The sequence below is a fragment of the Erwinia sp. E602 genome (genome assembly GCF_018141005.1).
In the GTDB taxonomy this organism is placed as follows: domain Bacteria; phylum Pseudomonadota; class Gammaproteobacteria; order Enterobacterales; family Enterobacteriaceae; genus Erwinia.
In genome coordinates this window covers 2,970,078-2,992,651 of record NZ_CP046582.1, presented here as the reverse complement: position 1 = coordinate 2,992,651, position 22,574 = coordinate 2,970,078, and the positions used below count along the sequence as shown (strand labels likewise).

The window sequence follows — 22,574 nt, the reverse complement described above, 5'->3', positions numbered from 1 at the left end:
CGAATGGGTGAGTTAAAATTACGCGCCCACACGATACGTGACAAGCCGGATTAACGCAATTTATTAAACTATCCTCATGAAAGGGATTAAAAAACCGCCATGGATTACGTTTTTTTGCGCTATCCGGGACGGGACAGGGTCCGAATGTTTCAGGCATTGACAAAACAATCAGCGCTTCATGGGCTTAGTGGTTCCATAACGCCGTGCTAACCTTTATCATCCCCGCTATTCAACGCTCCCGTTGCGGCCACCTTAAAGACGGATTTTATGTATCGACCTGTCGCCCTGTTTATTGGTCTGCGCTACATGCGCGGACGTGCTTCTGACCGCTTCGGGCGGTTTGTCTCCTGGCTGTCGGCCATCGGCATTACGCTGGGCGTGATGGCGCTGGTCACCGTGCTGTCGGTGATGAATGGCCTTGAGCACGAGCTTGAGAAAAACACCCTCGGGCTGATGCCGCAGGCGGTGCTCTCCGGCGCGTCCGGTTCCATCAATCCGCAGCAGATCCCCGCCAGCCAGCTGCAGCTGCAGGGGGTCAGTCGCATCACGCCGCTGACCACCGGTGAGGTGGTGATGCAGAGCGCTGCCAGCGTGGGTGTTGGCGTGATGCTCGGCGTCAACCCTGACGAACCCGACCCGCTGACCCCCTTCCTGGTGAATGTTAAACAGCAGCAGTTGCAGCCCGGTCAGTACAACGCGATCCTCGGTGAACAGCTGGCTGGCCAGCTCGGCGTTAAGCGCGGCGACAGCCTGCGGCTGATGGTGCCGTCAGCCAGCCAGTTCACGCCGATGGGGCGCATCCCCAGCCAGCGTCTGTTTACGGTGGCTGGCACCTTTGCCTCCAACAGCGACGTTGACGGTTATCAGATTCTGGTCAACCAGCAGGACGCCTCGCGCCTGATGCGCTACCCGGCGGGCAACATTACCGGCTGGCGTTTATGGCTGGATAAACCGCTGCAGGTGGACAGCCTCAGCCAGCAGACTCTGCCGGCCGGGCTGGTGTGGAGCGACTGGCGCGATCGCAAAGGCGAGCTGTTCCAGGCGGTGAAGATGGAGAAAAACATGATGGGGCTGCTGCTCAGCCTGATCGTGGCCGTGGCCGCCTTTAACATCATCACTTCTCTTGGCCTGCTGATTATGGAAAAGCAGGGTGAAGTGGCGATCCTGCAAACCCAGGGGCTGACCCGCCGGCAGGTGGTGGCGGTGTTTATGGTGCAGGGCGCGACCGCCGGCATCGTCGGCGCGCTGTTCGGTGCGCTGCTTGGCGTGTTGCTGGCCAGTCAGCTGAACAATTTAATGCCGGTCATTGGCGCGTTCCTTGACGGCGCGGCGCTGCCGGTAGAGATTTCCTTGGGCCAGGTGGCCACCATTACCGTGACGGCAATGGTGGTGGCGCTGTTGTCCACGCTGTACCCTTCCTGGCGCGCTGCCGCCGTTCAACCCGCTGAGGCTTTACGTTATGAGTAACACCATCCTGTTGCAGTGCGACAACCTGTGCAAACGCTATCAGGAAGGCAGCGTGCAGACCGATGTCCTGCGCAACGTCTCCTTCAGCATGGGCAGCGGCGAGATGACGGCCATTGTCGGCAGCTCGGGTTCCGGTAAAAGTACCCTGATGCACCTGCTCGGCGGGCTGGATACGCCGACCTCCGGCGAAGTGGTGTTTGACGGCCGCTCGCTGAACGGCATGTCTTCCGCCGCCAAGGCCGAGCTGCGCAACCGCGAGCTGGGCTTTATCTATCAGTTCCACCACCTGCTGCCCGACTTCAGCGCGCTGGAGAACGTGGCGATGCCGCTGCTGATCGGCAAAACCAGCAAAGCGGAGGCGCAGAGCCGTGCGCTGGCGATGCTCAAAGCGGTGGGGCTGGAGCACCGCGCCGCGCACCGTCCGGCGGAGCTCTCCGGCGGTGAGCGCCAGCGCGTGGCGATCGCCCGGGCGCTGGTCAACAAACCGCGGCTGGTGCTGGCCGATGAACCGACCGGTAACCTCGACGCGCGTAATACCGATGCCATCTTTGGCCTGCTCGGTGAACTGAACCGCAGCCAGGGCACCGCCTTCCTGGTGGTCACCCACGATCTGCAGCTGGCGAAACGCATGGGCCGCCAGATGGAGATGCGCGACGGGCAGCTCAGCGAACAGCCGACGCTGACGGGTAGCCTGTGATGGGGCAGCTCTCTCTTCTGCTGGCGCTGCGCTTCAGCCGCGGCCGTCGTCGGGGCGGCATGGTGTCGCTGATTTCGGTGATCTCTACCGTCGGCATTGCGCTGGGGGTCATGGTGTTGATTATCGGCCTCAGCGCGATGAACGGCTTCGAACGCGAGCTGAACAACCGCATTCTGGCGGTGGTACCGCACGGCGAGATCGAAGCGGTCAACCAGCCGTTTACCGGCTGGCAGAGCCTGCTGCCAAAAATCGAACAGGTGCCCGGCGTGGCCGCCGCCGCCCCCTATATTAACTTCACCGGCCTGATCGAAAGCGGCAGCAAGCTGCAGGCGGTGCAGGTGAAGGGCGTGGATCCGGCGCAGGAGAGCCGCCTGAGCGCGCTGCCGTCCTACGTACAGAACGGTGCCTGGCAGAGCTTTGCCGCCGGCAGGCAGCAGATCCTGCTGGGGCAGGGGGTGGCTAACAGCCTGAAGCTGAAGCAGGGCGACTGGCTGACCATCATGATCCCCAACAGCGACCCCGGGCATAAGCTGCTGCAGCCGAAGCGGGTGCGCCTGCAGGTCAGCGGCATCCTGAAGCTCAGCGGTATGCTCGATCACAGCCTGGCGCTGGTGCCGCTGGCCGACGCGCAGAGCCTGCTGGGCATGGGCGACAACGTCACCGGCATCGCGCTGAAGGCGAAAGATCCGTTTGACGCGCAGAAGCTGGTGCGCGCCGCCGGGGAGGTGACCCACAGCTACGTCTACATCCGTAGCTGGATTGGCACCTACGGCTATATGTACCGCGATATCCAGATGATCCGCGCGATTATGTACCTGGCGATGGTGCTGGTGATCGGCGTGGCCTGCTTCAACATCGTCTCCACGCTGGTGATGGCGGTGAAAGACAAAAGCGGCGATATTGCCGTGCTGCGCACCCTTGGCGCGAAAGACGGCCTGATCCGGGCGATCTTCGTCTGGTACGGCCTGCTGGCCGGGCTGGTCGGCAGCGTCAGCGGCGTGGTGCTGGGCGTGCTGGCCGCGCTGAATCTCACGCCGATCGTTCATGCGCTTGAAACCTTGACCGGCTACCATTTCCTGTCAGGTGATATCTACTTTATTGATTTTCTGCCAACCGAGCTGCACTGGCGGGATGTGTTCACGGTGCTCGCCACCTCGCTGCTGTTAAGCCTGATCGCCAGCTGGTATCCGGCCCGGCGCGCCAGCCGTATCGATCCGGCGCGGGTGCTGAGCGGGCAGTAAGGTCGGGAGGCGCGATGTACTACGGATTTGACGTCGGCGGCAGCAAAATTGCCCTCGGCGTTTATAACGAACAACGCCAGCTGGTGTGGAGCCGGCGCGTGCCGACCCCGGCAGACGACTATGCGCGGCTGCTGGACACGCTGTGTGCGCTGACCGCTGAAGCCGACGCGTTCTGCGGCCAGACGGGCAGCGTCGGCATCGGCGTGCCCGGCCTGCCGGTGCCCGACGACGGCACGCTGTTTACCGCCAATATCCCGGCAGCGCGCGGGCGCACGCTGCAGGCCGATCTCAGCCAGCGCCTCGGGCGCGCGGTGCGCATCGATAACGACGCCAACTGTTTTGCCCTGTCGGAAGCCTGGGACGATGAGTTTCAGGCCTACCCGGTGGTGCTGGGGATTATTCTCGGCACCGGCGTCGGCGGCGGGCTGATCGTCGAGGGTAAACCGGTCACCGGCCGCAACTACGTGGTTGGTGAGCTGGGGCATATGCGCCTGCCGGTGGACGCGCTGGAGATCCTCGGGCGCGACGTGCCGCTGCTGCCCTGCGGCTGTGGCAAACGTGGCTGTATTGAGGGCTATCTCTCAGGAACGGGTTTTGCCTGGCTGTGGCAGCACGTTTATCAGCAGAGTCTCAGTGCGCCGGAGATAATCACCCGGTATTATCAGGGAGATGCTGACGCACGGCAGCACACCGAGCGCTACCGCGACCTGCTGGCGGTGTGCCTCGGCAACTGGCTGACGCTGCTCGACCCGCACCTGGTGGTGTTCGGCGGCGGATTATCCAATTTTGACGCGCTGTATGAGGGGCTGGAGGAGCGGGTGGCACCTTTGCTGCTACCGGTGGCCCGGCCACCGCGTTTTGCCAAAGCCCGTCATGGAGACGCAGGCGGAATGCGCGGTGCCGCATTTCTGCATATTAAAAGCCTGTCCCGGTAAAATAACCTGATGGGATGGCTCAAAGGATTAAGGAGAGGTTATGATGCGTACACCCCGCCGCCGTCTGCGGCTGGCCCGCGACAAGAAGAACCGCCGCAAGGTTCAGCAGCGTTTTCGTCAGCGTATCTTCGAACGCGACCGTAACCTTGAAATCGCCATGCATCCGCTGCCGCGCGTGGTGGTGCTGACCGGGGCCGGGATCTCCGCCGAGTCCGGCATCCAGACCTTTCGCGCCGCCGACGGCCTGTGGGAGTCGCACCGCGTTGAGGACGTTGCCACGCCGGAAGGCTTTCAGCGTAACCCTGAACGGGTGCAGGAATTCTACAACGCCCGCCGTCAGCAGCTGCAACAGCCGGAGATCCAGCCTAACGCCGCGCACATGGCGCTGGCCGAACTGGAGTCCGCACTCGGCGACCGTTTCCTGCTGGTGACGCAGAATATCGACAACCTGCACGAACGCGCCGGCAACCGCAACGTGATCCACATGCACGGCGAGCTGCTGAAGGTGCGCTGCGTCTCCAGCGGCCAGGTGCTGCACTGGAACGACGACGTGAAACCGGACGACCGCTGCCACTGCTGCCAGTTCCCGTCGCGGCTGCGCCCGCACGTGGTGTGGTTTGGCGAAATGCCGCTGCATATGGAGGAGATCTACCAGGCGCTGGCCGAGGCCGACTACTTTGTGGCGATCGGCACTTCAGGGCACGTCTATCCGGCGGCCGGGTTCGTCAGCGAAGCCAGACTGCAGGGCGCGCATACGCTGGAGCTGAACCTGGAGCCAAGTCAGGTCGGCAGCGAATTCGCCGAAGCAAAATATGGTCTTGCCAGTGAAGTGGTACCCGCCTGGGTGCGCGGGCTGCTGGACGGGCTGAAGCGCTAACCGGGCTGCAACCATCGGCAGAGGATTTCAGCTGCCACTGTTGCTGCTCCCACACCGGCCTGAAAACACCCCGCTAATGCTGCTCTTGTTTAAAAGATCCCTGTCACTGATGTGACAGGAGAACGGTTAGATCTCATCACGTATGTTGCCTTACTGATTGCTGTCACGCTTGCCTGTCGGCAGCGAAAAAATCACATGTGCCACCACGCCGCCAGCCAGCCCCCAGAACGCCGCCCCGACGCCGAACAGGCTGACGCCGGAGGCGGTAATCAGAAAGGTAATCACCGCCGCGTCACGCTGTTTCTCATCGCCCAGCGCGCGCTGCAGGCTGCCGGCAATGGTGCCCAGCAGCGCCAGTCCGGCGATGGTGTGGATCAGCGGCAGCGGCAGCGCGTTAAGCAGGCCGCCGATCGCGCCGCCGAAAATACCCGCCAGGATATAGAACAGCCCGGCCATCGCCGCCGCCCAGTAGCGGCGCTGCGGGTCCGGGTGGACGTCCGGCCCCATGCAGATCGCCGCGGTGATCGCCGCAATGCACATCGTGAAACCGCCGAACGGCGCCAGCAGCAGCGCGGTCAGCCCGGTCCAGGCGATCAGCGGCGACACCGGCAGCGTATAACCGGCGGCCTTCAGCGTGGCGATGCCCGGCGCATTTTGCGAGGCCATGGTGACCACAAAAAACGGAATACCGATGCTCAGCAGGCTGGCGGGGTTAAAGTGCGGGGTGATCCACTGCGGCGTTACCACGCTCGGGCCGCCGCTGAAGTGGATCGCGCCCTGGCCCCAGGCCACCGCCAGCCCGCACAGCAGCGTCAGCACGATGGCGTAGCGCGGCAGCAGGCGACGGGCCAGCAGATACGTCAGCAGCATGCTGCCGCTGAGGGCAAAATTGACCTGCAGCGCGCCGAAGGCGTCAACGCCGAAGCGCAGCAGAATACCGGCCAGCATCGCGCTGGAGATTGCCAGCGGAATATAGTTCATCAGCCGGGCGAACAGCCCGGTCACGCCGCAGAAAACGATCAGCGCCGAGGCGAAGATAAACACGCCGATGGCATCGTTGATCGAGGTGCCGGGCAGGGTGGTGACCAGCAGCGCCGCGCCGGGCGTTGACCACGCGGTCAGCACCGGCGTGCGATACCACAGCGACAGCCCCAGCGAGGTTATGCCCATTCCCAGCCCGAGCATACTCAGCCAGCCGTTGATCTGCAGCGGCGTGGCTCCGGCCGCCGCTGCGGCCTGGAAGATAATCGCCGCCGAACTGGTATAACCGACCAGCACGGCAACAAAACCGGCCACCACGGCAGGAAAGGTGAGATGACTGAGGGACAGCGGCGGTCGCATGGCTAACTCCATATAAATCGTGCGTTATAGCGCACAAGCTAGCACCGTGCGTTATAGCGCACAAGCGGTTATACTGCCTTTTTTACCGGAGGTTTTATGCAGGCGCTGCAACACCATCTTGCCGACACCCTGAAGCGTGAACGCAGCCAGCGCGGCTGGAGCCTGACCCAGGCCGCCGACGCCACCGGCGTCAGCAAGGCGATGCTCGGCCAGATCGAGCGCGGTGAGTCCAGCCCGACCATCGCCACGCTGTGGAAGATTGCTACCGGCTTTAACCTCTCCTTCTCGGCGTTTATCAGCGCAGAGGCTGCGCCGCCGGATCCCGCCAATACGGCGCTATCCGCAGCGCAACAGGCCGCTGCGGCTCAACAGACAGAGGGTGATCCCGATCCTCGTCCGCCGCATTCTGGCGAGGGTGATCAGGTTTCCCGCCCATCCCGTCAAAACCGCGCCTCAGCCGTCGCGCCCGTTGAGCACCCCCAGCGCAGTCACCCGACCCCGGTCGCCTATCAGCAGTCCGATCGCGGTATGCAGGCCACGCTGCTGTTTCCCTTCGATCCCGAAACCGGCTTTGAGCTGCTGGTGATTGAGCTGGCCGCCGGGGCGCTGAGTGAATCCAGCGCCCACGAAGCCGGCATGATCGAGCACGTGATTGTGCTGGAGGGCGAGCTGGAAATCTGCCTCGACGGCGAGTGGCAGCGGCTGGCCTGCGGCGAAGGCGTTCGCTTCCGCGCCGATCGGCCACATGCTTACCGCAATCCTGGGGCGCAGCCGGTGAGGTTTCATGATGTGATCCATTACTCAGACAGACAGTAAGATGTCTGAAAATGTTAATCATATAAATTTATTAAATACTCCCAGATAAAAAATCAGCCTGAACATGCCGTTTGTCAGAAGAATGGTATGCAATCAGCTGCAACAGAATTCTGATGGATAGATAATTATCTTTATAGATGTAGTCAAAATAGATTAGATTTGATCCTGCTATCGCGAGAAGCATTATTTATTTATCATAGAAGTTCCTGCCTTTTATCACATCAAATGGCAAAAAAAGAAATGCCTAACAGGTATAATTTCTCTCAGTCATATCAATGTCGCCAGGTGTAATTGGTTTTTTAATATTTACATATATTTAAGTGGGGTGGCAATGTAAGTAAACCCTATTCTGGTTATGTGCAGAGTAAGAATTGATTCTTATGGGAAAATTAAAAGCTATATCAAGGGTGGGTATCATGAAACACGAACAGGGGGAGTTGATTGCATCTGAGGGGAATGTAAGATGGAGCCTGTCAAGTACTCTTGCCGTGGTACCACTCCTAATTGGCGCATTTCTACCGCCGCTCGATTATTTCATCGTTAATCTTAGCTTGCCTGCTATTCACAGTGATTTAAGTGTAAGTGACGAATCACTGCAACTTATCATTTCAGTTTATGCATGTTCTTATGCGGTTGGGTTAATTACAGCAGGTCGTATGGGAGATAGATTCGGCAGGAAACGACTTTTCCTGATTGGCGTGTTTCTCTTCTTACTCGCGTCCCTATTATGTGCTCTGGCAACCAGTTCTTCAGTTTTGATCGCTGGCAGATTAATACAGGGTATATCAGCATCAATTTTTGCACCGCAAGTTCTGGCTACGATTCGTGCCTCTTTTGATATGAGGTACCAGACAGTATTAACCGCCTTTTATGGATTCATTTTTGGCATTGCTGCCATCACAGGGCAGATCCTTGGTGGTGTAGTTGTAGATAATGACATTTTCGGATTAGGCTGGCGCCTGATTTTTATGCTTAACATACCAGTCGGTATAGTAGTATTAGTTATGGCATCCTTATTTGTTAATGAAAGTATTTCAGTTGCCGAAAGAAATGATAAAATCGACTTTGTTGGTTTGATTTTGCTGGTTATGCTATTCCTTGAAGTGTTAATTCCGATATCTCAAGGAAATATTTTTAGGTCTTTGTGGTCTTTAACTCTTTTGATGATGAGTATTCCTACATTATTTTTATTAATAAAGTATGAAGGTTCTTTCTCCCGTAATAGAGGTGATGCTCTTATTGATTTGAAGGTTTTTCATAATCCTGTTATCGCAATAGGCTTGCTGTTGGCATTTTTGTTTTATAGTGATTCAGCATTTATTTTTACGTTTGGAATTTATCTGCAGTCTGGATATCAATTATCATCAACTTATAGTGGCTTGTTGTTTTTACCTTTTGCTTTGGGTTTTATCATCGGTCCGTTACTCACCCCCTGGTTATACAATTCGTTGAAGAATGGCATCCTGATTTTTGGATATGTCATAATGCTTGCAGGTTTTGGATGGTTGTCTTTCACCACATTCTCTTCACCACCATCATTTGTTATACAGTCCATGGCGATTTTTTTAGCAGGAATAGGGCATGGTATAACCTTGTCAGTAGTCAATAAGGTGATTATCGCAGAAGCTAAAAAAGATCAGGCAGGGCTGGTGTCTGGTTTGATTATATGCACTTTGCAGGTTGGGTCTGCGCTAGGCGTTGCTTTATTAGGTCAAGTTTTCTTCTCAAATCTCAGAACGACAAAACTTCCTGGCGACTTTAGCTACGCTTTTCGTACCACGCTGTATTCACTGGAGGTCGTAATGATCATATGTATAGTTATGAGTATAATACTATGCTGCTTGAGGAGAAATTAAATCTGAAAGTTAACGGCATTGCGACCGACCCTTTAGCACTATTTTTATCGTCTTTCTTTACCCCTTTCCCTGACCTGTGACAAGATTCTCCTTAGCCACCGGCACCATAATCATACCAGGCACTCCAGAGGGATCACTGATGAACAATCTGCTAGAACGCTTCTTAAGCTATGTCGCTATCGACACCCAGTCCAGACCCGGCGCGCGGCAGACGCCGAGCAGCGAAGGGCAGTGGACGCTGCTGCGCCAGCTGCAGGATGAACTGAAGGCGCTGGGGCTGAGCGATATTACCTGCAGCGAACACGGGATCGTGATGGCTACGCTGCCGTCTAATGTCGCCTGGCCGGTGCCGACCATCGGCTTTATCTCACATGTGGATACCGCGCCGGATATGACCGGCAAAAACGTCAATCCGCAGATTATTGAGAACTATCGCGGCGGCGATATTGCGCTGGGGCACGGCGAAGAGATCCTTTCGCCGGTGACCTTCCCGGTGCTGCACCAGCTGCACGGGCATACGCTGATCGCTACCGACGGCAAAACCCTGCTGGGTGCGGACGACAAAGCCGGGGTGGCGGAGATTATGACCGCGCTGGCGCGGCTGGTCGCGGAAGGCAAGCCGCACGGCCCGATCCGCGTTGCTTTCACGCCGGATGAAGAGATTGGCAAAGGAGTGCGCCACTTTGACGTCGCCGCCTTTGCCGCCGACTGGGCCTACACCGTGGACGGCAGCGGCATTGGCGAATTTGAGTATGAGAACTTTAACGCCGCCTCGGTGACGGTAAGCATCACCGGTAATAACGTCCATCCGGGCAGCGCCAAAGGGGTGATGGTCAACGCGCTGGATCTGGCGATGCGCTTTCATCAGGCGGTGCCGGCGGAAGAGGTGCCGGAGAAAACCGCAGGCTACGAGGGCTTTTACCATCTGCACGGCAGCAAGGGCACGGTGGAACACGCCGAACTGCACTATATCGTGCGCGACTTTGACCGCGAAAGCTTCGCCGCCCGCAAGCACACCCTGCAGCAGATCGCCGACCGGCTGAACCAGACGCTGCCGGAATCGGCCAGCATCCGCCTGCAAATCGAAGATACCTACTTCAATATGCGCGAGAAGGTGGAGGCCTGCCCGCAGAGCATCGAACTGGCGCTGCAGGCGATCCGCGACTGCGGTATCACGCCTGATGTGAAGCCGATTCGCGGCGGCACCGACGGCGCACAGCTCTCCTTTATGGGGCTGCCGTGCCCGAACATCTTTACCGGCGGCTACAACTACCACGGCAAGCACGAGTTCGCCTCGCTGGACTATATGGAGAAGGCGGTGCAGGTGATTACCCGGATCGCCGCGCTGGCGTCAGAGCAGGCCAGGCCGCGCTGAGCGCCTCACCGTTAAACGCCCGCCAGAGCGTCGACTCTGGCGTGTCAGCCGCGCCCGGCGGCGGTGCGTAGCGCATTATCCGGCCGTGCGTTACCATTAGCTGTGTTATTTCCTCATTCAGCGATCGCGCCTGGCGCTGTGATAAGCAGTGCCGACGCGTCTGTCGGTAAAGGATCAAAAATGAACAAAACCGTTATGTCGTTGCTGTCTGTCATGCTGCTGGCCAGCCCGCTGGTGCAGGCATCAAGTGAGGCTGCCTGGAAGCAGAGCGGGCAGGATATGCAACAAGCCTGTATCAAAGCCAGCCAGCTCAGTAAGGTAAAAGTGGTGGGTAAGGCCATTGAGTATGACGACAGCGTGGGTTACAGCGCGCTGTTGCTGGAAGGGCGCTACCCGCAGAAACACATGAACAACCAGCGCGGGCGTGAGCTGTGCCTGTTCCAGCGCAGCAGCGGTAAAGCCGTAGTCAGTGAAGCCGATCGCCTGAGCGCGACAAAGTAATTCCCTCCTCCACGCCGCCCGTCCACCGGGTGGCGTCTCCCAGCCGTTCCCGTTTCACAAACGTCATCTGCCGTTAACCGGCCTGTCACACAGCGCGGGCAAAGTAGGGCGCATCCGCAGCTACGGAATCGTTTTCTCTGTGCTGCAACGGAAATGACGTTGTGGAGATTTTTTTTATGCTGAACATGTCCAGACATCCGACCACTTTATACCAGGCGATTGCCAGCCAGCTGGAGCAGGAGCTGCATCGCTACCGCTGTGGCGACTATCTGCCGCCGGAGAAACAGCTGGCGGCGCAGTATGCGGTTAACCGCCATACGCTGCGTCGGGCGGTGGACCAGCTGGTAGAGAAGGGGCTGGTGCAGCGCCGCCAGGGAGTGGGGATTCTGGTGCTGATGCGCCCGTACAACTACCCGCTGCATGCTCAGGCACGTTTCAGTCAGAACCTGCTTGAGCAGGGCAGCCATCCGACCAGCGAACGCCTGCTGGCGGTGCTGCGCCCGTGCAACAGCGACGTGGCGACGGCGCTGGGCTGTCAGGAAGGTGACACGGTGATCCATCTGCGCACCCTGCGCCGGGTCAACGGCGTGCCGGTGTGCGTGATCAATCACTGGCTGCCGGAGCTGAGCTGGTGGCCGCAGTTGCAAACGTTCACCAGCGGATCGCTGCATGACTTTATGCAGCAGCATCTGACCTCCGGCCTCAGCCGCAGGCAGACGCGGATCACCGCGCGCCGCGCGCAGGCGAAGGAGAGCCGGCTGCTGGAGGTGGCGCTGCACGCGCCGCTGCTCTGCGTGCGCACCCTGAACACCGAAACCGACGGCGGCAGAATGGCGGAATACTCCGTCAGCCTGACCCGCGCCGATATGATTGAACTGACGCTGGAGCACTAAATGGAAGCACAGAAGACCCGTCAGCACTGGCTGTCGGTGCTGGCCCACAGCACGCCGCAGCAGCTGCTGGCCCACTGGCCCGCTCAGCTTCAGCCGGCGTATCAGCTGCTGCGCGCACCTGAAACCGGCCTGACCCGCCTGCAGGCGCGGATGGGCGGCACCGGTAAACGCTTTATCCTCGGTGACACTACCGTCACCCGGGCGGTGGTCAGGCTGAACAACGGCTTATGCGGCTACAGCTACGTGCTGGGCCGTGACCATCAGCACGCCGAACGCTGCGCGCTGCTGGATGCGCTGCTGCAGGGGGAACAGTCTGCTGCCCTGCAGCAGCAGATTATTGCGCCGCTGGCGGCCCTGCGTCAGGAGCAGCTGACGCTGCGCTCGCGCGAGGTGGCCAGCAGCCGCGTCGACTTCTTTACCCTGGTCCGGGGAGATAACTAAATGACCTTACTTGCCAGCTTCAGCCATCCGGTTGCCGACGCGCAACGCGCCTTCCGTCGTATTCTCAAAGCCATGAGCGAGCCGGGGGTGATGGTCTCGCTGCCGGTACTGCCGGCGTGGGGGCAGACCTCCACCGCCGCCACGGCGGTGATGATGACCCTCGTCGACGGTGAAACGCCGCTGTGGATCGACGCCCGGCTGGATAACGACGCCCTGCGCAACAATCTGCGCTTCCACACCGGCGCGCCGGTGACGGACAGCACCCGGGCACCGTTTGCGCTGCTGCACGCGGAATCTGAGGCCGATATCGCCGGTTTTTCCGCCGGGGACAACCTCTCGCCGGAGAAGAGCAGCACGCTGATTATTGAAGTCCCGTCGCTGAGCGGTGGCCTGACCCTGCGCCTGCGCGGTCCGGGGCTGATGGAAACCCGCGCCATTGCGCCGAAGCTGCCGGAGAACGTGCTGCGCTATCTGCGCGACCGGTCGCATCGCTTCCCGCAGGGGATCGACCTGATCTTTACCTGCGGAGAAAATATGATGGCGCTGCCGCGCACCACCGACGTGGAGGTGTGCTGATGTACGTCGCGGTAAAAGGGGGCGAGAAGGCGATCGCCGCCGCTCATCAGCTGCAGGAGAGCCTGCGCCGCGGCGATCCGCAGCAGCCGGAGTTGCAGTGTGAACAGATTGAGCAGCAGCTGGGGCTGGCGGTGGATCGGGTGATGACCGAAGGCGGCATTCACGACCGCGAGCTGGCGGCGCTGGCGATCAAACAGGCCAGCGGCGACCTGGTGGAAGCGATCTTCCTGCTGCGCGCCTACCGCACCACGCTGCCGCGGCTGGCGGACAGCGTACCGCTGGACACGGCTAAAATGCGCGTCGAGCGCCGTATCTCGGCGGTGTACAAGGATCTGCCCGGCGGGCAGCTGCTCGGCCCGACCTACGACTACACCCACCGGCTGTTGGATTTCACCCTGCTGGCGGAGGGTAAAGCGCCCGCCGCGCCGCGTGCCGACCAGCCGCTGGAGCCGTGCTGCCCGCATATGTTCGACCTGATGACCCGCGAAGGGCTGGCGCTGCGCGAAGAGGATGACGGCAGCGAGCCGCCGGATATCACCCGCGAGCCGCCGTCCTACCCGCAGCCGCGCGCGGCACGCCTGCAGCAGCTGGTGCGCGGCGACGAAGGCTTTCTGCTGGCGCTGGGCTACTCCGGCCAGCGCGGCTACGGCCGCACCCATCCGTTTGCCGGCGAGATCCGCACCGGCTACGTCACGGTGGAGATCGTACCGGAGGAGCTGGGCTTCCCGCTGGAGATCGGTGAACTGCTGCTGACCGAATGCGAAATGGTCAACGGTTTCACCGCCCCGGAAGAGCGTGCGCCGCACTTCACCCGCGGCTACGGGCTGGTGTTCGGCCGCGCCGAGCGCAAGGCGATGGCGATGGCGCTGGTGGATCGCGCGCTGCAAACCGCTGAGCACGGTGAGCGGGTTACCAGCCCGGCGCAGGATGAGGAGTTTGTGCTCGCCCACGCGGATAACGTCGAAGCCTCCGGCTTTGTGTCGCACCTGAAGCTACCCCACTACGTTGATTTCCAGGCCGAGCTGGTGCTGCTGAAGCGCCTGCGCGCCGAATACGAGGAGCAGCACCGTGAGTGAACTGAACGGCTATAACCCCGGCTACCTCGACGAACAGAGCAAACGCACCCTCCGGCGGGCGATCCTCAAGGCGGTGGCCATTCCCGGCTACCAGGTGCCGTTCGGCGGCCGCGAAATGCCGATGCCGTACGGCTGGGGCACCGGCGGCATCCAGCTGACCGCCAGCGTGATCGGCGAGCACGACGTGCTGAAGGTGATTGACCAGGGCGCGGACGACACCACCAACGCGGTGTCGATCCGCCGCTTCTTCCAGCGGGTCAGCGGTGCGGCCACCACCGAACGCACCGTCGACGCCACGCTGATCCAGACCCGTCACCGCATTCCGGAAACGCCGCTGGCGGAGGATCAGATCCTGATTTATCAGGTGCCGATCCCGGAGCCGCTGCGCTTTATTGAGCCACGTGAAACCGAAACCCGCACCATGCACGCGCTGGAAGAGTACGGCATCATGCAGGTCAAACTGTATGAGGATATCGCCCGCTACGGCCATATCGCCACCACCTACGCCTACCCGGTGAAGGTTAACGATCGCTACGTGATGGACCCGTCGCCGATCCCGAAATTTGATAACCCGAAGATGAATATGATGCCGGCTCTGCAGCTGTTTGGCGCCGGGCGTGAAAAGCGCATCTACGCGCTACCGCCTTACACCCGCGTCGAGAGCCTCGACTTTGACGACCATCCGTTCAGCGTGCAGCGCTGGGAGCAGCCCTGTGCGCTGTGCGGCTCACGCGACAGCTATCTGGATGAAGTGGTGCTGGACGACGCAGGTAACCGCCTGTTTGTCTGCTCCGACACCGACTACTGCGGCGAACAGCAGCAGCTGCAGGGCCAGCGCCCGTCCCCGGAAGAGCAGCAAGATCCACAGGAGCCGTCCACATGATCGCAGAGTCACCGCTGCTGGCGGTTAACCAGCTGACCCACCTCTACGCGCCGGGCAAAGGCTTCAGCGACGTCTCATTTGAACTGTATCCGGGTGAGGTGCTGGGCATCGTCGGCGAGTCCGGCTCCGGCAAAACCACGCTGCTGAAGGCGATCTCCGCCCGGCTGACGCCGCAGCAGGGCTCGATTATCTATCAGGGCGAAGACCTCTACGCCCGCAGCGAAAGCGATCGTCGCCGCCTGCTGCGCACCGAGTGGGGCGTGGTACACCAGTATCCAATGGACGGGCTGCGGGCGCAGGTCTCCGCCGGCGGCAATATCGGCGAACGGCTGATGGCGGTGGGGGAACGCCACTACGGCCAGATCCGCGCCACCGCCGGCCAGTGGCTGCAGGACGTGGAGATCCCGCTGGCGCGCATTGACGACCTGCCGGGCACCTTCTCCGGCGGCATGCAGCAGCGCCTGCAGATTGCCCGTAACCTGGTCACCCGGCCGAAGCTGGTGTTTATGGATGAACCCACCGGCGGTCTGGACGTTTCGGTGCAGGCGCGCCTGCTGGATCTGCTGCGCACGCTGGTGCGCGATCTCAACCTGGCGGTGGTGATCGTCACCCACGATCTTGGCGTGGCGCGGCTGCTGGCCCACCGGCTGCTGGTGATGAAGCAGGGCGCGGTGGTGGAGAGCGGGCTGACCGACCGGGTGCTGGACGACCCGCACCATCCCTATACCCAGCTGCTGGTTTCATCGGTGCTGAGCTGACGCGTTATGCGGTCATCAGTCCCCGGTGCGGGCGGTGGCACCAGGCGGGTTACCGCCCGCCAGGCGCTGAATGGGGCAGTGAAACGTTGACTACTATTATCTGACGGTGATAACCCTCATGAGCTTAAAACTACGCGTTGAAAATCTGTCGAAAACGTTTGTGATGCACAACCAGCAGGGCGCACGCCTGCCGGTGCTGGAGAACGCCTCGCTGCAGGTGGCGGCGGGGGAGTGCGTGGTGCTGCACGGCCACTCCGGCAGCGGCAAGTCCACGCTGCTGCGCTCGCTGTACGCTAACTATCTGCCGGACAGCGGCCAGATCTGGCTGGATCATCATGGCGAATGGGTCGATCTGGTCAGCGCCCCGGCGCGACACATCCTCAGCATCCGCCGTGACACGCTGGGCTGGGTCAGCCAGTTTCTGCGGGTGATCCCGCGTATCACCACGCTGGAGGTGGTGATGCAGCCGCTGCTGGAGCGCGGCGTGGCGCGCGCCGAGAGTGAAGCGCGTGCCAAAGCGCTGCTTAGCCACCTTAACGTGCCTGAGCGGCTCTGGTCGCTGGCACCGTCCACCTTCTCCGGCGGTGAGCAGCAGCGGGTCAATATCGCCCGCGGGTTTATCGCCGAGTCGCCGATTCTGCTGCTCGACGAGCCGACCGCCTCGCTGGACGCCACCAACAGCGCCGCGGTGGTGGCGCTGATTGAGCAGGCGCGCCAGCGCGGCGCGGCCATCGTCGGTATTTTTCATGACCACGCGGTGCGCGAACGCGTCGCGGACCGTCTGCATGTGATGCAACCTGTTGCCGTGGAGCACGCCCTGTGATTATCAATAACGTTAAACTGATTCTGGAAAAGGAAGTGGTGGCCGGATCGCTGGCCTGCGAGAACGGCGTCATCACCGCGTACGCCGACACGCCCAGCCAGCTGCCGGAGGCGATCGACGGCGAAGGCGGCTGGCTGATGCCGGGCATGATCGAACTGCATACCGATAACCTCGACAGGTTCTTTGCGCCACGACCAAAGGTGGACTGGCCGGCCCACTCGGCGATGAGCAGCCACGACGCGCTGATTATCGCCAGCGGCATCACCACGGTGCTGGACGCGATCGGCGTCGGCGACGTGCGCGACGGCGGCCACCGCATGGATAACCTGCAGAAGATGATTAAGGCGATCCGTCACAGCCAGAAGCACGGGCTGAACCGTGCCGAGCACCGTCTGCACCTGCGCTGCGAGCTGCCAAATGATTCGACGCTGCCGCTGTTTGAACAGCTGATGTGCATCCCCGAACTGTCGCTGGTGTCGCTGATGGATCACTCGCCGGGCCAGCGTCAGTACGTGTCGCTGGCGGCGTGGCGCACCTACTTTGGCGGCAAGTATCAGATGAGCGACGCGCAGCTGGACGCCTACCAGGCCGACCAGCTGCGGCTGGCCGCCCGCTGGTCCGCGCCGAACCGCGAGGCGATCGCCGCCTGGTGCCGCCAGTACCAGATCCCGCTGGCCAGCCACGATGATGCCACCCACGCTCACGTGCAGGAGTCGCAGGCGATCGGCAGCACCATCGCCGAATTCCCGACCACCGCCGAAGCCGCACGCGCCTCACGCGAGCTGGGCCTGCAGGTGCTGATGGGGGCGCCGAATATCGTGCGCGGCGGCTCACACTCCGGCAACGTGGCGGCGGCCGACCTCGCCGCGGCGGGTCAGCTGGATATCCTGTCATCCGATTACTATCCCGCCAGCCTGCTGGACGCGGCGTTCCGGCTGGCGCACGACGAACGCAACGCCTTCGATCTGCCTGCCGCCGTTGCGCTGGTGACCCGTAATCCGGCACGTGCCATTAACCTGCACGATCGCGGGACGATCGCCGAAGGGCTGCGTGCCGATCTGGTGCTGGTGCACGAGCATCAGCAGCAGCCGTACGTCAGAAGCGTCTGGGCGCAGGGCAGGATGGTGTTCTGATGGCGCGGCTGATCTGGCTGATTGGGCCGTCCGGTGCCGGCAAGGACAGCCTGCTGCAGGCGCTGGGCGAATGCCCGCCGGCGAAGCTGCTGATTGCCCACCGCTATATCACCCGCAGCGCCGGGGCGGGCGGCGAGAACCACGTGGCGCTCAGCGAGCAGGAGTTTTTACGCCGCAGCGAGCTGGGGCTGTTTGCCATCGAGTGGCAGGCGCACCAGTGCTTTTACGGGCTGGGTTGCGAAACAGACCTGTGGCTGGCTAACGGGCTGAACGTGGTGGTCAACGGCTCGCGCCGCCACCTGCCGGTGGTGCAGCAGCGCTACGGCGAGCTGCTGCTGCCGGTGTGCCTGCAGGTCTCCCCGGCGGTGCTGGCGCAGCGACTGTTGCAGCGCGGGCGGGAGGATGCGGGTGCGATAGAGCGGCGTCTGGCACGGGCGCTGGAGCCGGTTCCGGCCTCCTGCATCACCCTGAACAACGACGGCGACCTGCGGCAGACGCTGGAAGCGTTCTCGCAGATTTTGCATAAAAACGCGGCGATCCGCTGACGCTGCACCGCCCACAGAGACGTTGTCCTGGTTCTCGGCGGAAATTTCCGCCTGGGTCAGACGCTATTCTACGGTCAATTCGTGCTTAAGAACGCATCCGGCCACCGCCCGCTGCGGGCACAGCAGAAGATTTCAGGGAACATACGTTAAGTGACAAAGCCGGGATTTTAAGATATAGATCTCAGCTCCCAGGGGGAGCCAGGCAGCTGGCTGAGAGATCGCAGGCGTACGCAGCGCGATGACCCTTATTACCTGATCCGGATAATGCCGGCGAAGGGATGGCGCAGCCTGGCTAACTCTCGCCGGTAGTCCGTTACCCAAGGACTACCTGATGACCCAACGTTTTACCGAACAGCTCCGTGAACTGAGCCAGCCCATCTGGTCGCAGGCGGTACAGCACCGCTTCGTGCGTGAACTCTGCCAGGGCGAAGTCGCCGATACGGTCATGGCCACCTACCTGATCCAGGACTACCGCTTTCTGGACAGCTTCCTCACCCTGATCGGCTCCGCCATCGCCAGCGCCGACAGCACCCTTGCACGACTGCGCTTTGGCCGCTTCGCCGGCATGGTCTCCTCCGACGAAAACACTTATTTCCTGCGGGGATTCGACGCGCTGGGCATCAGCGAACAGCGGCGTACCAGCTTGCCGGACAGCGCGCCCACCGCCGGTTTTAAAGCCATTATGCTGGAAGCCGCCGCTACCCGCTCCTACGCCGCGATCCTCTCCGTGCTCAACGTCGCCGAATGGCTCTACCGCGACTGGGCCACCCGCGCCCCGCGCCCGCTGCCGGAAAATTTCCTCTACGCCGAATGGGTCACGCTGCACGATAATCCCGACTTCAACGCCTTTGTCGACTTCCTGCGCGAAGAGCTCGACCGGGTCGGCCCCGCCGAACGCGATCGCTGCGAAGATTTCTTCCTGCGCGCCGTCACCCTGGAAAAAGCCTTCTTCGATGCGGCCTACGACTAAGCATTGAGTATGGCTGCACCCCGCTTGCCGCGCTAAGTAAGATCAACCATAAGCGTAACCTGTATAGCAATAAGCGTAACATTGCAGGTGTAACACTAAAAAGTTCGCTAGTTTAATAACGACTTCTTACTCTGACTCTCAATGGATGGTGTGCGTAATGAAACAAGAACTGCTGATTATTCAACCGCTGATGCCGGTGCTGAGCGAAGCGCTGCACCGTGACTACCTGTGCCACCGCCTGTATGAACAGCCGGATGCGGCCGCCTGGCTACGGCAGCACGGGCAGAGCATTCGTGCCGTGGCCACCCGTGGCGACGTCGGCCTGGCCCCGGAGGTGATGGCCGCGCTGCCGGCGCTGGAGATTATCTCGGTGTTTGGCGTCGGGACCGATGCCATCGACCTGGCGGCCGCCCGTGACCGCAATATCACCGTGACCGTCACCTCGGACATTCTTACCGATGACGTGGCCGACCTGGCGCTGGCGCTGATGCTCAGCGTCTCGCGGCAGATCGTGGCGCAGGACGCCTTCCTGCGCGCCGGCGAGTGGCCGCAGCGCCCGCCGGTGCTGGCCAGCAAACTGAGCGGTAAGCGCGTGGGTATCCTCGGCCTTGGCAGGATTGGTGCGGCCATTGCCCGCCGCTGTGCCGCCTTCGATATGCAGGTGGGCTACGTTAACAGCCGTCAGAGCGACCAGCCGGGCTGGCAGCGCTTCGGCGATCTGCACCAGCTGGCGCAGTTCAGCGACGTGCTGGTGCTGGCGGTGCCTGGCGACGCGCGCAACTATAAGGTGGTGGACAGCGAAATCCTCAGCGCGCTGGGCGAAAAGGGCATTCTGATTAACGTGGCGCGCGGCGCGGTGGTCAATGAAGATGACCTGATCGACGCCCTGCAGAATCGCACCATTCTCGGCGCGGGGCTGGACGTCTATGACAACGAGCCGGCCATCGATCCGCGTTTTGCCGCGCTGGAAAATACCGTACTGACCCCGCATATCGCCAGCGCCACCGGCGAGACCCGCCAGGCGATGGCCGATAACGTTGCCGGTAATCTGGCGGCCTGGTTCGCGCGCGGTGAGGCGCTGACGCCGGTGGGCTGAGAATCAGCGTCATCGTGAACAAACGTTAACCTTTACAGGGCCCTGGTGGGCCCTGTTTCGTTGGCTTTACTCAACCTGAAGACTTCCTGGTTGATGAAGTGTGCGGCTTGAAGGAGGGTTGATGAAGAAGGTTAACAGGGCAAACGTAAAAAGTGCGGCCATGCCGCACTTATCTGATGATGTTATAGCAGTAGCACTGGTGGTCTCAGTGGCAATCGCTAGCGAACGCGCGGCGCCTCAGTAGCGCCCGTCAATCACCTCAACGCCTTTCGCCTGCAGCGCCACGTCGATCCAGCTGCGCTCCAGCTCGCCGGTTTTGGCCAGCTCGAAGTTGCGTTCGTCGACGATCAGATAGGCCTGCGCCGCCTCCAGAATCCGCGCCGCGTCACCGTGCGGGATCACGATCACCCCGTCATGGTCGCCAAGGATAATGTCGCCCGGTGACACGTGGATATTGCCGCAGGCGATCGGCACGTTAATTTCCCCCGGTCCATCCTTGAACGGCCCGCCCGGCGTTACGGCGGCGGCATACAGGTGATAATCCATTTTGCCGATCCCTTCGATATCGCGGATCGCGCCGTCCAGCACCAGCCCCTCAATCCCGCGCTGGCGGGCAAAGGTGGTCATCACTTCGCCCATCAGCGCCTGGCTGGTATCGCCTTCGTTGTTCACCACTATCACGTCACCCGGCCCGGCCAGGTCCATCGCCTTATGCAGCATCAGGTTGTCGCCGGAGCGGGCTTTAACGGTAAACGCCAGCCCGCACATCACCGGGTTACGCGGTGCGCTCATCAGGTTAATCTTCTGCGACAGGGCGGGCAGGCGGCTCATACAGTCGGCCACCACCGCAGCCGGCAGCTGGCGGAAGGCCTCAACATACGCGGCAGCGCTGAGGTCGCGCTGTAAGAAAATTCGGTTTCCTACGCTCATAACGGATTCCTTAATATGAATTCAGGGTGGCGACGGCGGTGGCGATCTGTGCCGCGCCGGCCTGGAGTGTGGCGAGATCGGTGGCAATCGACAGGCGGAAGTAGGGCGACAGGCCGTAGGCAGAACCGGCCACCACCGCCACGCCGGCGCTCTCCAGCAGCCACAGCACTACCTCCGTGTCGCTTTTCAGCACCTGGCCGGTAGCGGTGGTTTTGCCCAGCAGCCCGGCGCAGTTAACGTAGAGGTAGAAAGCGCCGTCCGGCAGCTGGCAGTGCAGGCCGGGAATGGCGTTCAGGGCGGCGGCCATCGCGTCGCGGCGCTGGCGGTAAATTTCGCGGCTGTGGCTGATAAATTCCGTGCCGCTGTTCAGCGCCGCCAGCGCGGCCGCCTGGCTTACCGAGCTGGCGTTGCTGGTGGACTGCGACTGCAGCGTGCCCATCGCGGCGATCAGCGCCTTTGGTCCGGCGGCATAGCCGATGCGCCAGCCGGTCATGGCGTAGGTTTTCGACACGCCGTTGACCACCAGCGTGCGATCCGCCAGGCGTGGCTCCACCTCGAGCAGATGCACGTTCTCTGAGCCGTCGTAGCGGATATGCTCGTAGATATCGTCGGTCATAATTGCCAGGTGCGGATAGTCGAGCAGCACGTCGGCCAGCGCGCGCAGTTCGGCACGGCTGTAGGTCGCCCCGGTCGGGTTAGACGGCGAGTTGAGCAGCAGCCAGCGGCAGCGGCTGGTGATGGAGGCGCGCAGCTGCTCCGGCGTTAGCCTGAAACCTGCCGCTTCCTGGCAGGTGATAATCAGCGGGCGGCCGTCGCAGGCCAGCACCATATCCGGGTAGGAGACCCAGTAAGGTGCCGGGATCAGCACCTCGTCGCCGGTTTCCAGCGTGGCGGCAAAGGCGTTGAAAATCGCGCTCTTGGCCCCGTTAGTGACGATGATATCGTCGGCGGCGACGGTCAGGCGGTTCTCGCGCGCGAATTTGGCGGCAATCGCCGCCCGCAGCGCCGGGGTGCCGTTATTCTGCGTGTAGCGCGTTTCGCCGCGGTTAATCGCCTCGCAGGCCGCCTGGCAGATCGCCGGTGGCGTGTCAAAATCCGGCTCGCCGACCACCAGATTGATAATCGATTTGCCTTCGCGCTTCAGCGCGTTGGCGCGATCGGACGCGGTGCTGCTCGGCGATGGTTTGATGCGCGTGACGCGGCTGGCAATACGGATAGCACTCATGATGACTCCAGTCTGTTCCGGGATAGCACCACGTTACGAATTCAGGCGGCCGGCGGGTAACAGGGAATCGTTCTGATTCAAGAGCAAAAGCTTATGGATGGGGCACCGTCATAAGCAAA

General features: G+C 61.4%; 23 protein-coding genes and 1 riboswitch. Of the genes, 20 read left to right on the top strand and 3 right to left on the bottom strand.

The window, feature by feature from the left end; genetic code table 11:
• The first annotated feature begins 267 nt into the window (after nucleotides 1-267).
• The 5 genes from lolC to cobB are packed head-to-tail and all read left to right on the top strand — an operon-like array spanning nucleotide 268 to nucleotide 5,217.
• Entirely contained in the window at nucleotides 268-1,467 is a 1,200-nt protein-coding gene (lolC, locus tag GKQ23_RS15210) for a lipoprotein-releasing ABC transporter permease subunit LolC (RefSeq protein WP_212408720.1), read from the top strand.
• The gene (gene lolD / locus GKQ23_RS15205) at nucleotides 1,460-2,164 is read left to right on the top strand and encodes a lipoprotein-releasing ABC transporter ATP-binding protein LolD (protein ID WP_056236517.1); all 705 of its coding nucleotides are present in this window, start codon (nucleotides 1,460-1,462) and stop codon (nucleotides 2,162-2,164) included. The genes lolC and lolD overlap by 8 nt, the downstream gene beginning before the upstream one ends.
• Nucleotides 2,164-3,405: a lipoprotein-releasing ABC transporter permease subunit LolE gene (lolE, locus tag GKQ23_RS15200; RefSeq protein ID WP_371820010.1), complete on the top strand. Its 1,242-nt coding sequence runs from the start codon at nucleotides 2,164-2,166 to the stop codon at nucleotides 3,403-3,405. Before lolD ends, lolE begins: the two co-directional genes overlap by 1 nt.
• Before the next feature lie 14 nt (nucleotides 3,406-3,419).
• Entirely contained in the window at nucleotides 3,420-4,340 is a 921-nt protein-coding gene (nagK, locus tag GKQ23_RS15195; protein ID WP_212408718.1) for an N-acetylglucosamine kinase, read from the top strand.
• A 43-nt stretch (nucleotides 4,341-4,383) separates the two neighbouring features.
• Nucleotides 4,384-5,217 carry a Sir2 family NAD+-dependent deacetylase gene (gene cobB / locus GKQ23_RS15190; protein ID WP_212411846.1) on the top strand — a complete coding sequence of 278 codons (834 nt, stop codon included), beginning with the start codon at nucleotides 4,384-4,386 and terminating at the stop codon, nucleotides 5,215-5,217.
• A gap of 150 nt (nucleotides 5,218-5,367) precedes the next feature.
• Here the strand turns inward: cobB and GKQ23_RS15185 are convergent, their stop codons facing one another.
• Nucleotides 5,368-6,558, bottom strand: a complete 1,191-nt coding sequence (locus tag GKQ23_RS15185; protein WP_212408717.1) for a benzoate/H(+) symporter BenE family transporter — start codon at nucleotides 6,556-6,558, stop codon at nucleotides 5,368-5,370.
• A 96-nt stretch (nucleotides 6,559-6,654) separates the two neighbouring features.
• Here GKQ23_RS15185 and GKQ23_RS24200 point away from each other — a divergent pair, with 96 nt between their 5' ends.
• The 15 genes from GKQ23_RS24200 to GKQ23_RS15105 all read left to right on the top strand — a co-directional run bounded on the left by GKQ23_RS24200 (nucleotide 6,655) and on the right by GKQ23_RS15105 (nucleotide 20,300).
• Nucleotides 6,655-7,374 carry a helix-turn-helix domain-containing protein gene (locus tag GKQ23_RS24200; protein WP_371820009.1) on the top strand — a complete coding sequence of 240 codons (720 nt, stop codon included), beginning with the start codon at nucleotides 6,655-6,657 and terminating at the stop codon, nucleotides 7,372-7,374.
• Nucleotides 7,375-7,790: 416 nt separating this feature from the next.
• Nucleotides 7,791-9,230, top strand: coding sequence for an MFS transporter (locus GKQ23_RS15170; protein ID WP_212408716.1), 1,440 nt, complete (start codon nucleotides 7,791-7,793; stop codon nucleotides 9,228-9,230).
• Between the two features lie 139 nt (nucleotides 9,231-9,369).
• Nucleotides 9,370-10,605 carry a peptidase T gene (gene pepT, locus GKQ23_RS15165; protein WP_212408715.1) on the top strand — a complete coding sequence of 412 codons (1,236 nt, stop codon included), beginning with the start codon at nucleotides 9,370-9,372 and terminating at the stop codon, nucleotides 10,603-10,605.
• 180 nt (nucleotides 10,606-10,785) lie between these two features.
• Nucleotides 10,786-11,106 carry a hypothetical protein gene (locus tag GKQ23_RS15160; RefSeq protein ID WP_212408713.1) on the top strand — a complete coding sequence of 107 codons (321 nt, stop codon included), beginning with the start codon at nucleotides 10,786-10,788 and terminating at the stop codon, nucleotides 11,104-11,106.
• 176 nt (nucleotides 11,107-11,282) lie between these two features.
• A complete protein-coding gene (gene phnF, locus GKQ23_RS15155) occupies nucleotides 11,283-11,999 on the top strand; it encodes a phosphonate metabolism transcriptional regulator PhnF (RefSeq protein WP_212411843.1) in 717 nt (238 codons plus the stop codon).
• A complete protein-coding gene (phnG, locus tag GKQ23_RS15150; RefSeq protein WP_212408712.1) occupies nucleotides 12,000-12,440 on the top strand; it encodes a phosphonate C-P lyase system protein PhnG in 441 nt (146 codons plus the stop codon).
• The gene (phnH, locus tag GKQ23_RS15145) at nucleotides 12,441-13,016 is read left to right on the top strand and encodes a phosphonate C-P lyase system protein PhnH (protein WP_212408710.1); all 576 of its coding nucleotides are present in this window, start codon (nucleotides 12,441-12,443) and stop codon (nucleotides 13,014-13,016) included.
• Nucleotides 13,016-14,092 carry a carbon-phosphorus lyase complex subunit PhnI gene (locus tag GKQ23_RS15140; protein WP_212408708.1) on the top strand — a complete coding sequence of 359 codons (1,077 nt, stop codon included), beginning with the start codon at nucleotides 13,016-13,018 and terminating at the stop codon, nucleotides 14,090-14,092. Before phnH ends, GKQ23_RS15140 begins: the two co-directional genes overlap by 1 nt.
• A complete protein-coding gene (locus GKQ23_RS15135; RefSeq protein ID WP_056236499.1) occupies nucleotides 14,085-14,975 on the top strand; it encodes an alpha-D-ribose 1-methylphosphonate 5-phosphate C-P-lyase PhnJ in 891 nt (296 codons plus the stop codon). The genes GKQ23_RS15140 and GKQ23_RS15135 overlap by 8 nt, the downstream gene beginning before the upstream one ends.
• Entirely contained in the window at nucleotides 14,972-15,733 is a 762-nt protein-coding gene (phnK, locus tag GKQ23_RS15130; protein WP_101505825.1) for a phosphonate C-P lyase system protein PhnK, read from the top strand. The genes GKQ23_RS15135 and phnK overlap by 4 nt, the downstream gene beginning before the upstream one ends.
• Before the next feature lie 118 nt (nucleotides 15,734-15,851).
• On the top strand, nucleotides 15,852-16,556 hold the full coding sequence (phnL, locus tag GKQ23_RS15125; RefSeq protein WP_212408707.1) for a phosphonate C-P lyase system protein PhnL: 705 nt from the start codon (nucleotides 15,852-15,854) through the stop codon (nucleotides 16,554-16,556).
• Nucleotides 16,553-17,689 (top strand): alpha-D-ribose 1-methylphosphonate 5-triphosphate diphosphatase, encoded by a 1,137-nt coding sequence (gene phnM, locus GKQ23_RS15120; protein WP_212408705.1) that lies wholly within the window; start codon nucleotides 16,553-16,555, stop codon nucleotides 17,687-17,689. Before phnL ends, phnM begins: the two co-directional genes overlap by 4 nt.
• Nucleotides 17,689-18,234: a ribose 1,5-bisphosphokinase gene (gene phnN / locus GKQ23_RS15115; protein ID WP_212408703.1), complete on the top strand. Its 546-nt coding sequence runs from the start codon at nucleotides 17,689-17,691 to the stop codon at nucleotides 18,232-18,234. The genes phnM and phnN overlap by 1 nt, the downstream gene beginning before the upstream one ends.
• Nucleotides 18,235-18,415: 181 nt before the next feature.
• Nucleotides 18,416-18,530: riboswitch (TPP riboswitch) on the top strand.
• Nucleotides 18,531-18,565: 35 nt separating this feature from the next.
• Nucleotides 18,566-19,204 carry a TenA family protein gene (locus GKQ23_RS15110; RefSeq protein ID WP_212408701.1) on the top strand — a complete coding sequence of 213 codons (639 nt, stop codon included), beginning with the start codon at nucleotides 18,566-18,568 and terminating at the stop codon, nucleotides 19,202-19,204.
• 157 nt (nucleotides 19,205-19,361) lie between these two features.
• Nucleotides 19,362-20,300: a 2-hydroxyacid dehydrogenase gene (locus GKQ23_RS15105; protein ID WP_233208959.1), complete on the top strand. Its 939-nt coding sequence runs from the start codon at nucleotides 19,362-19,364 to the stop codon at nucleotides 20,298-20,300.
• A 237-nt stretch (nucleotides 20,301-20,537) separates the two neighbouring features.
• Here GKQ23_RS15105 and GKQ23_RS15100 read toward each other — a convergent pair whose 3' ends face one another.
• Complete coding sequence (locus GKQ23_RS15100; protein WP_056236486.1) at nucleotides 20,538-21,230, bottom strand: RraA family protein; 693 nt, start codon at nucleotides 21,228-21,230, stop codon at nucleotides 20,538-20,540.
• A 10-nt stretch (nucleotides 21,231-21,240) separates the two neighbouring features.
• The gene (locus tag GKQ23_RS15095) at nucleotides 21,241-22,455 is read right to left on the bottom strand and encodes an aspartate transaminase (protein ID WP_212408700.1); all 1,215 of its coding nucleotides are present in this window, start codon (nucleotides 22,453-22,455) and stop codon (nucleotides 21,241-21,243) included.
• Nucleotides 22,456-22,574 lie beyond the last annotated feature (119 nt).

Excerpts from the sequence above, each read along its gene's own strand:
- lolC (WP_212408720.1), top strand. The coding sequence starts at position 268 with ATGTATCGACCTGTCGCCCTGTTTATTGGTCTGCGCTACATGCGCGGA.
- lolD (WP_056236517.1), top strand. The coding sequence starts at position 1,460 with ATGAGTAACACCATCCTGTTGCAGTGCGACAACCTGTGCAAACGCTAT.
- lolE (WP_371820010.1), top strand. The coding sequence starts at position 2,164 with ATGGGGCAGCTCTCTCTTCTGCTGGCGCTGCGCTTCAGCCGCGGCCGT.
- nagK (WP_212408718.1), top strand. The coding sequence starts at position 3,420 with ATGTACTACGGATTTGACGTCGGCGGCAGCAAAATTGCCCTCGGCGTT.
- cobB (WP_212411846.1), top strand. The coding sequence starts at position 4,384 with ATGCGTACACCCCGCCGCCGTCTGCGGCTGGCCCGCGACAAGAAGAAC.
- GKQ23_RS15185 (WP_212408717.1), bottom strand. The coding sequence starts at position 6,558 with ATGCGACCGCCGCTGTCCCTCAGTCATCTCACCTTTCCTGCCGTGGTG.
- GKQ23_RS24200 (WP_371820009.1), top strand. The coding sequence starts at position 6,655 with ATGCAGGCGCTGCAACACCATCTTGCCGACACCCTGAAGCGTGAACGC.
- GKQ23_RS15170 (WP_212408716.1), top strand. The coding sequence starts at position 7,791 with ATGAAACACGAACAGGGGGAGTTGATTGCATCTGAGGGGAATGTAAGA.
- pepT (WP_212408715.1), top strand. The coding sequence starts at position 9,370 with ATGAACAATCTGCTAGAACGCTTCTTAAGCTATGTCGCTATCGACACC.
- GKQ23_RS15160 (WP_212408713.1), top strand. The coding sequence starts at position 10,786 with ATGAACAAAACCGTTATGTCGTTGCTGTCTGTCATGCTGCTGGCCAGC.
- phnF (WP_212411843.1), top strand. The coding sequence starts at position 11,283 with ATGCTGAACATGTCCAGACATCCGACCACTTTATACCAGGCGATTGCC.
- phnG (WP_212408712.1), top strand. The coding sequence starts at position 12,000 with ATGGAAGCACAGAAGACCCGTCAGCACTGGCTGTCGGTGCTGGCCCAC.
- phnH (WP_212408710.1), top strand. The coding sequence starts at position 12,441 with ATGACCTTACTTGCCAGCTTCAGCCATCCGGTTGCCGACGCGCAACGC.
- GKQ23_RS15140 (WP_212408708.1), top strand. The coding sequence starts at position 13,016 with ATGTACGTCGCGGTAAAAGGGGGCGAGAAGGCGATCGCCGCCGCTCAT.
- phnK (WP_101505825.1), top strand. The coding sequence starts at position 14,972 with ATGATCGCAGAGTCACCGCTGCTGGCGGTTAACCAGCTGACCCACCTC.
- phnL (WP_212408707.1), top strand. The coding sequence starts at position 15,852 with ATGAGCTTAAAACTACGCGTTGAAAATCTGTCGAAAACGTTTGTGATG.
- phnN (WP_212408703.1), top strand. The coding sequence starts at position 17,689 with ATGGCGCGGCTGATCTGGCTGATTGGGCCGTCCGGTGCCGGCAAGGAC.
- GKQ23_RS15110 (WP_212408701.1), top strand. The coding sequence starts at position 18,566 with ATGACCCAACGTTTTACCGAACAGCTCCGTGAACTGAGCCAGCCCATC.
- GKQ23_RS15105 (WP_233208959.1), top strand. The coding sequence starts at position 19,362 with ATGAAACAAGAACTGCTGATTATTCAACCGCTGATGCCGGTGCTGAGC.
- GKQ23_RS15100 (WP_056236486.1), bottom strand. The coding sequence starts at position 21,230 with ATGAGCGTAGGAAACCGAATTTTCTTACAGCGCGACCTCAGCGCTGCC.
- GKQ23_RS15095 (WP_212408700.1), bottom strand. The coding sequence starts at position 22,455 with ATGAGTGCTATCCGTATTGCCAGCCGCGTCACGCGCATCAAACCATCG.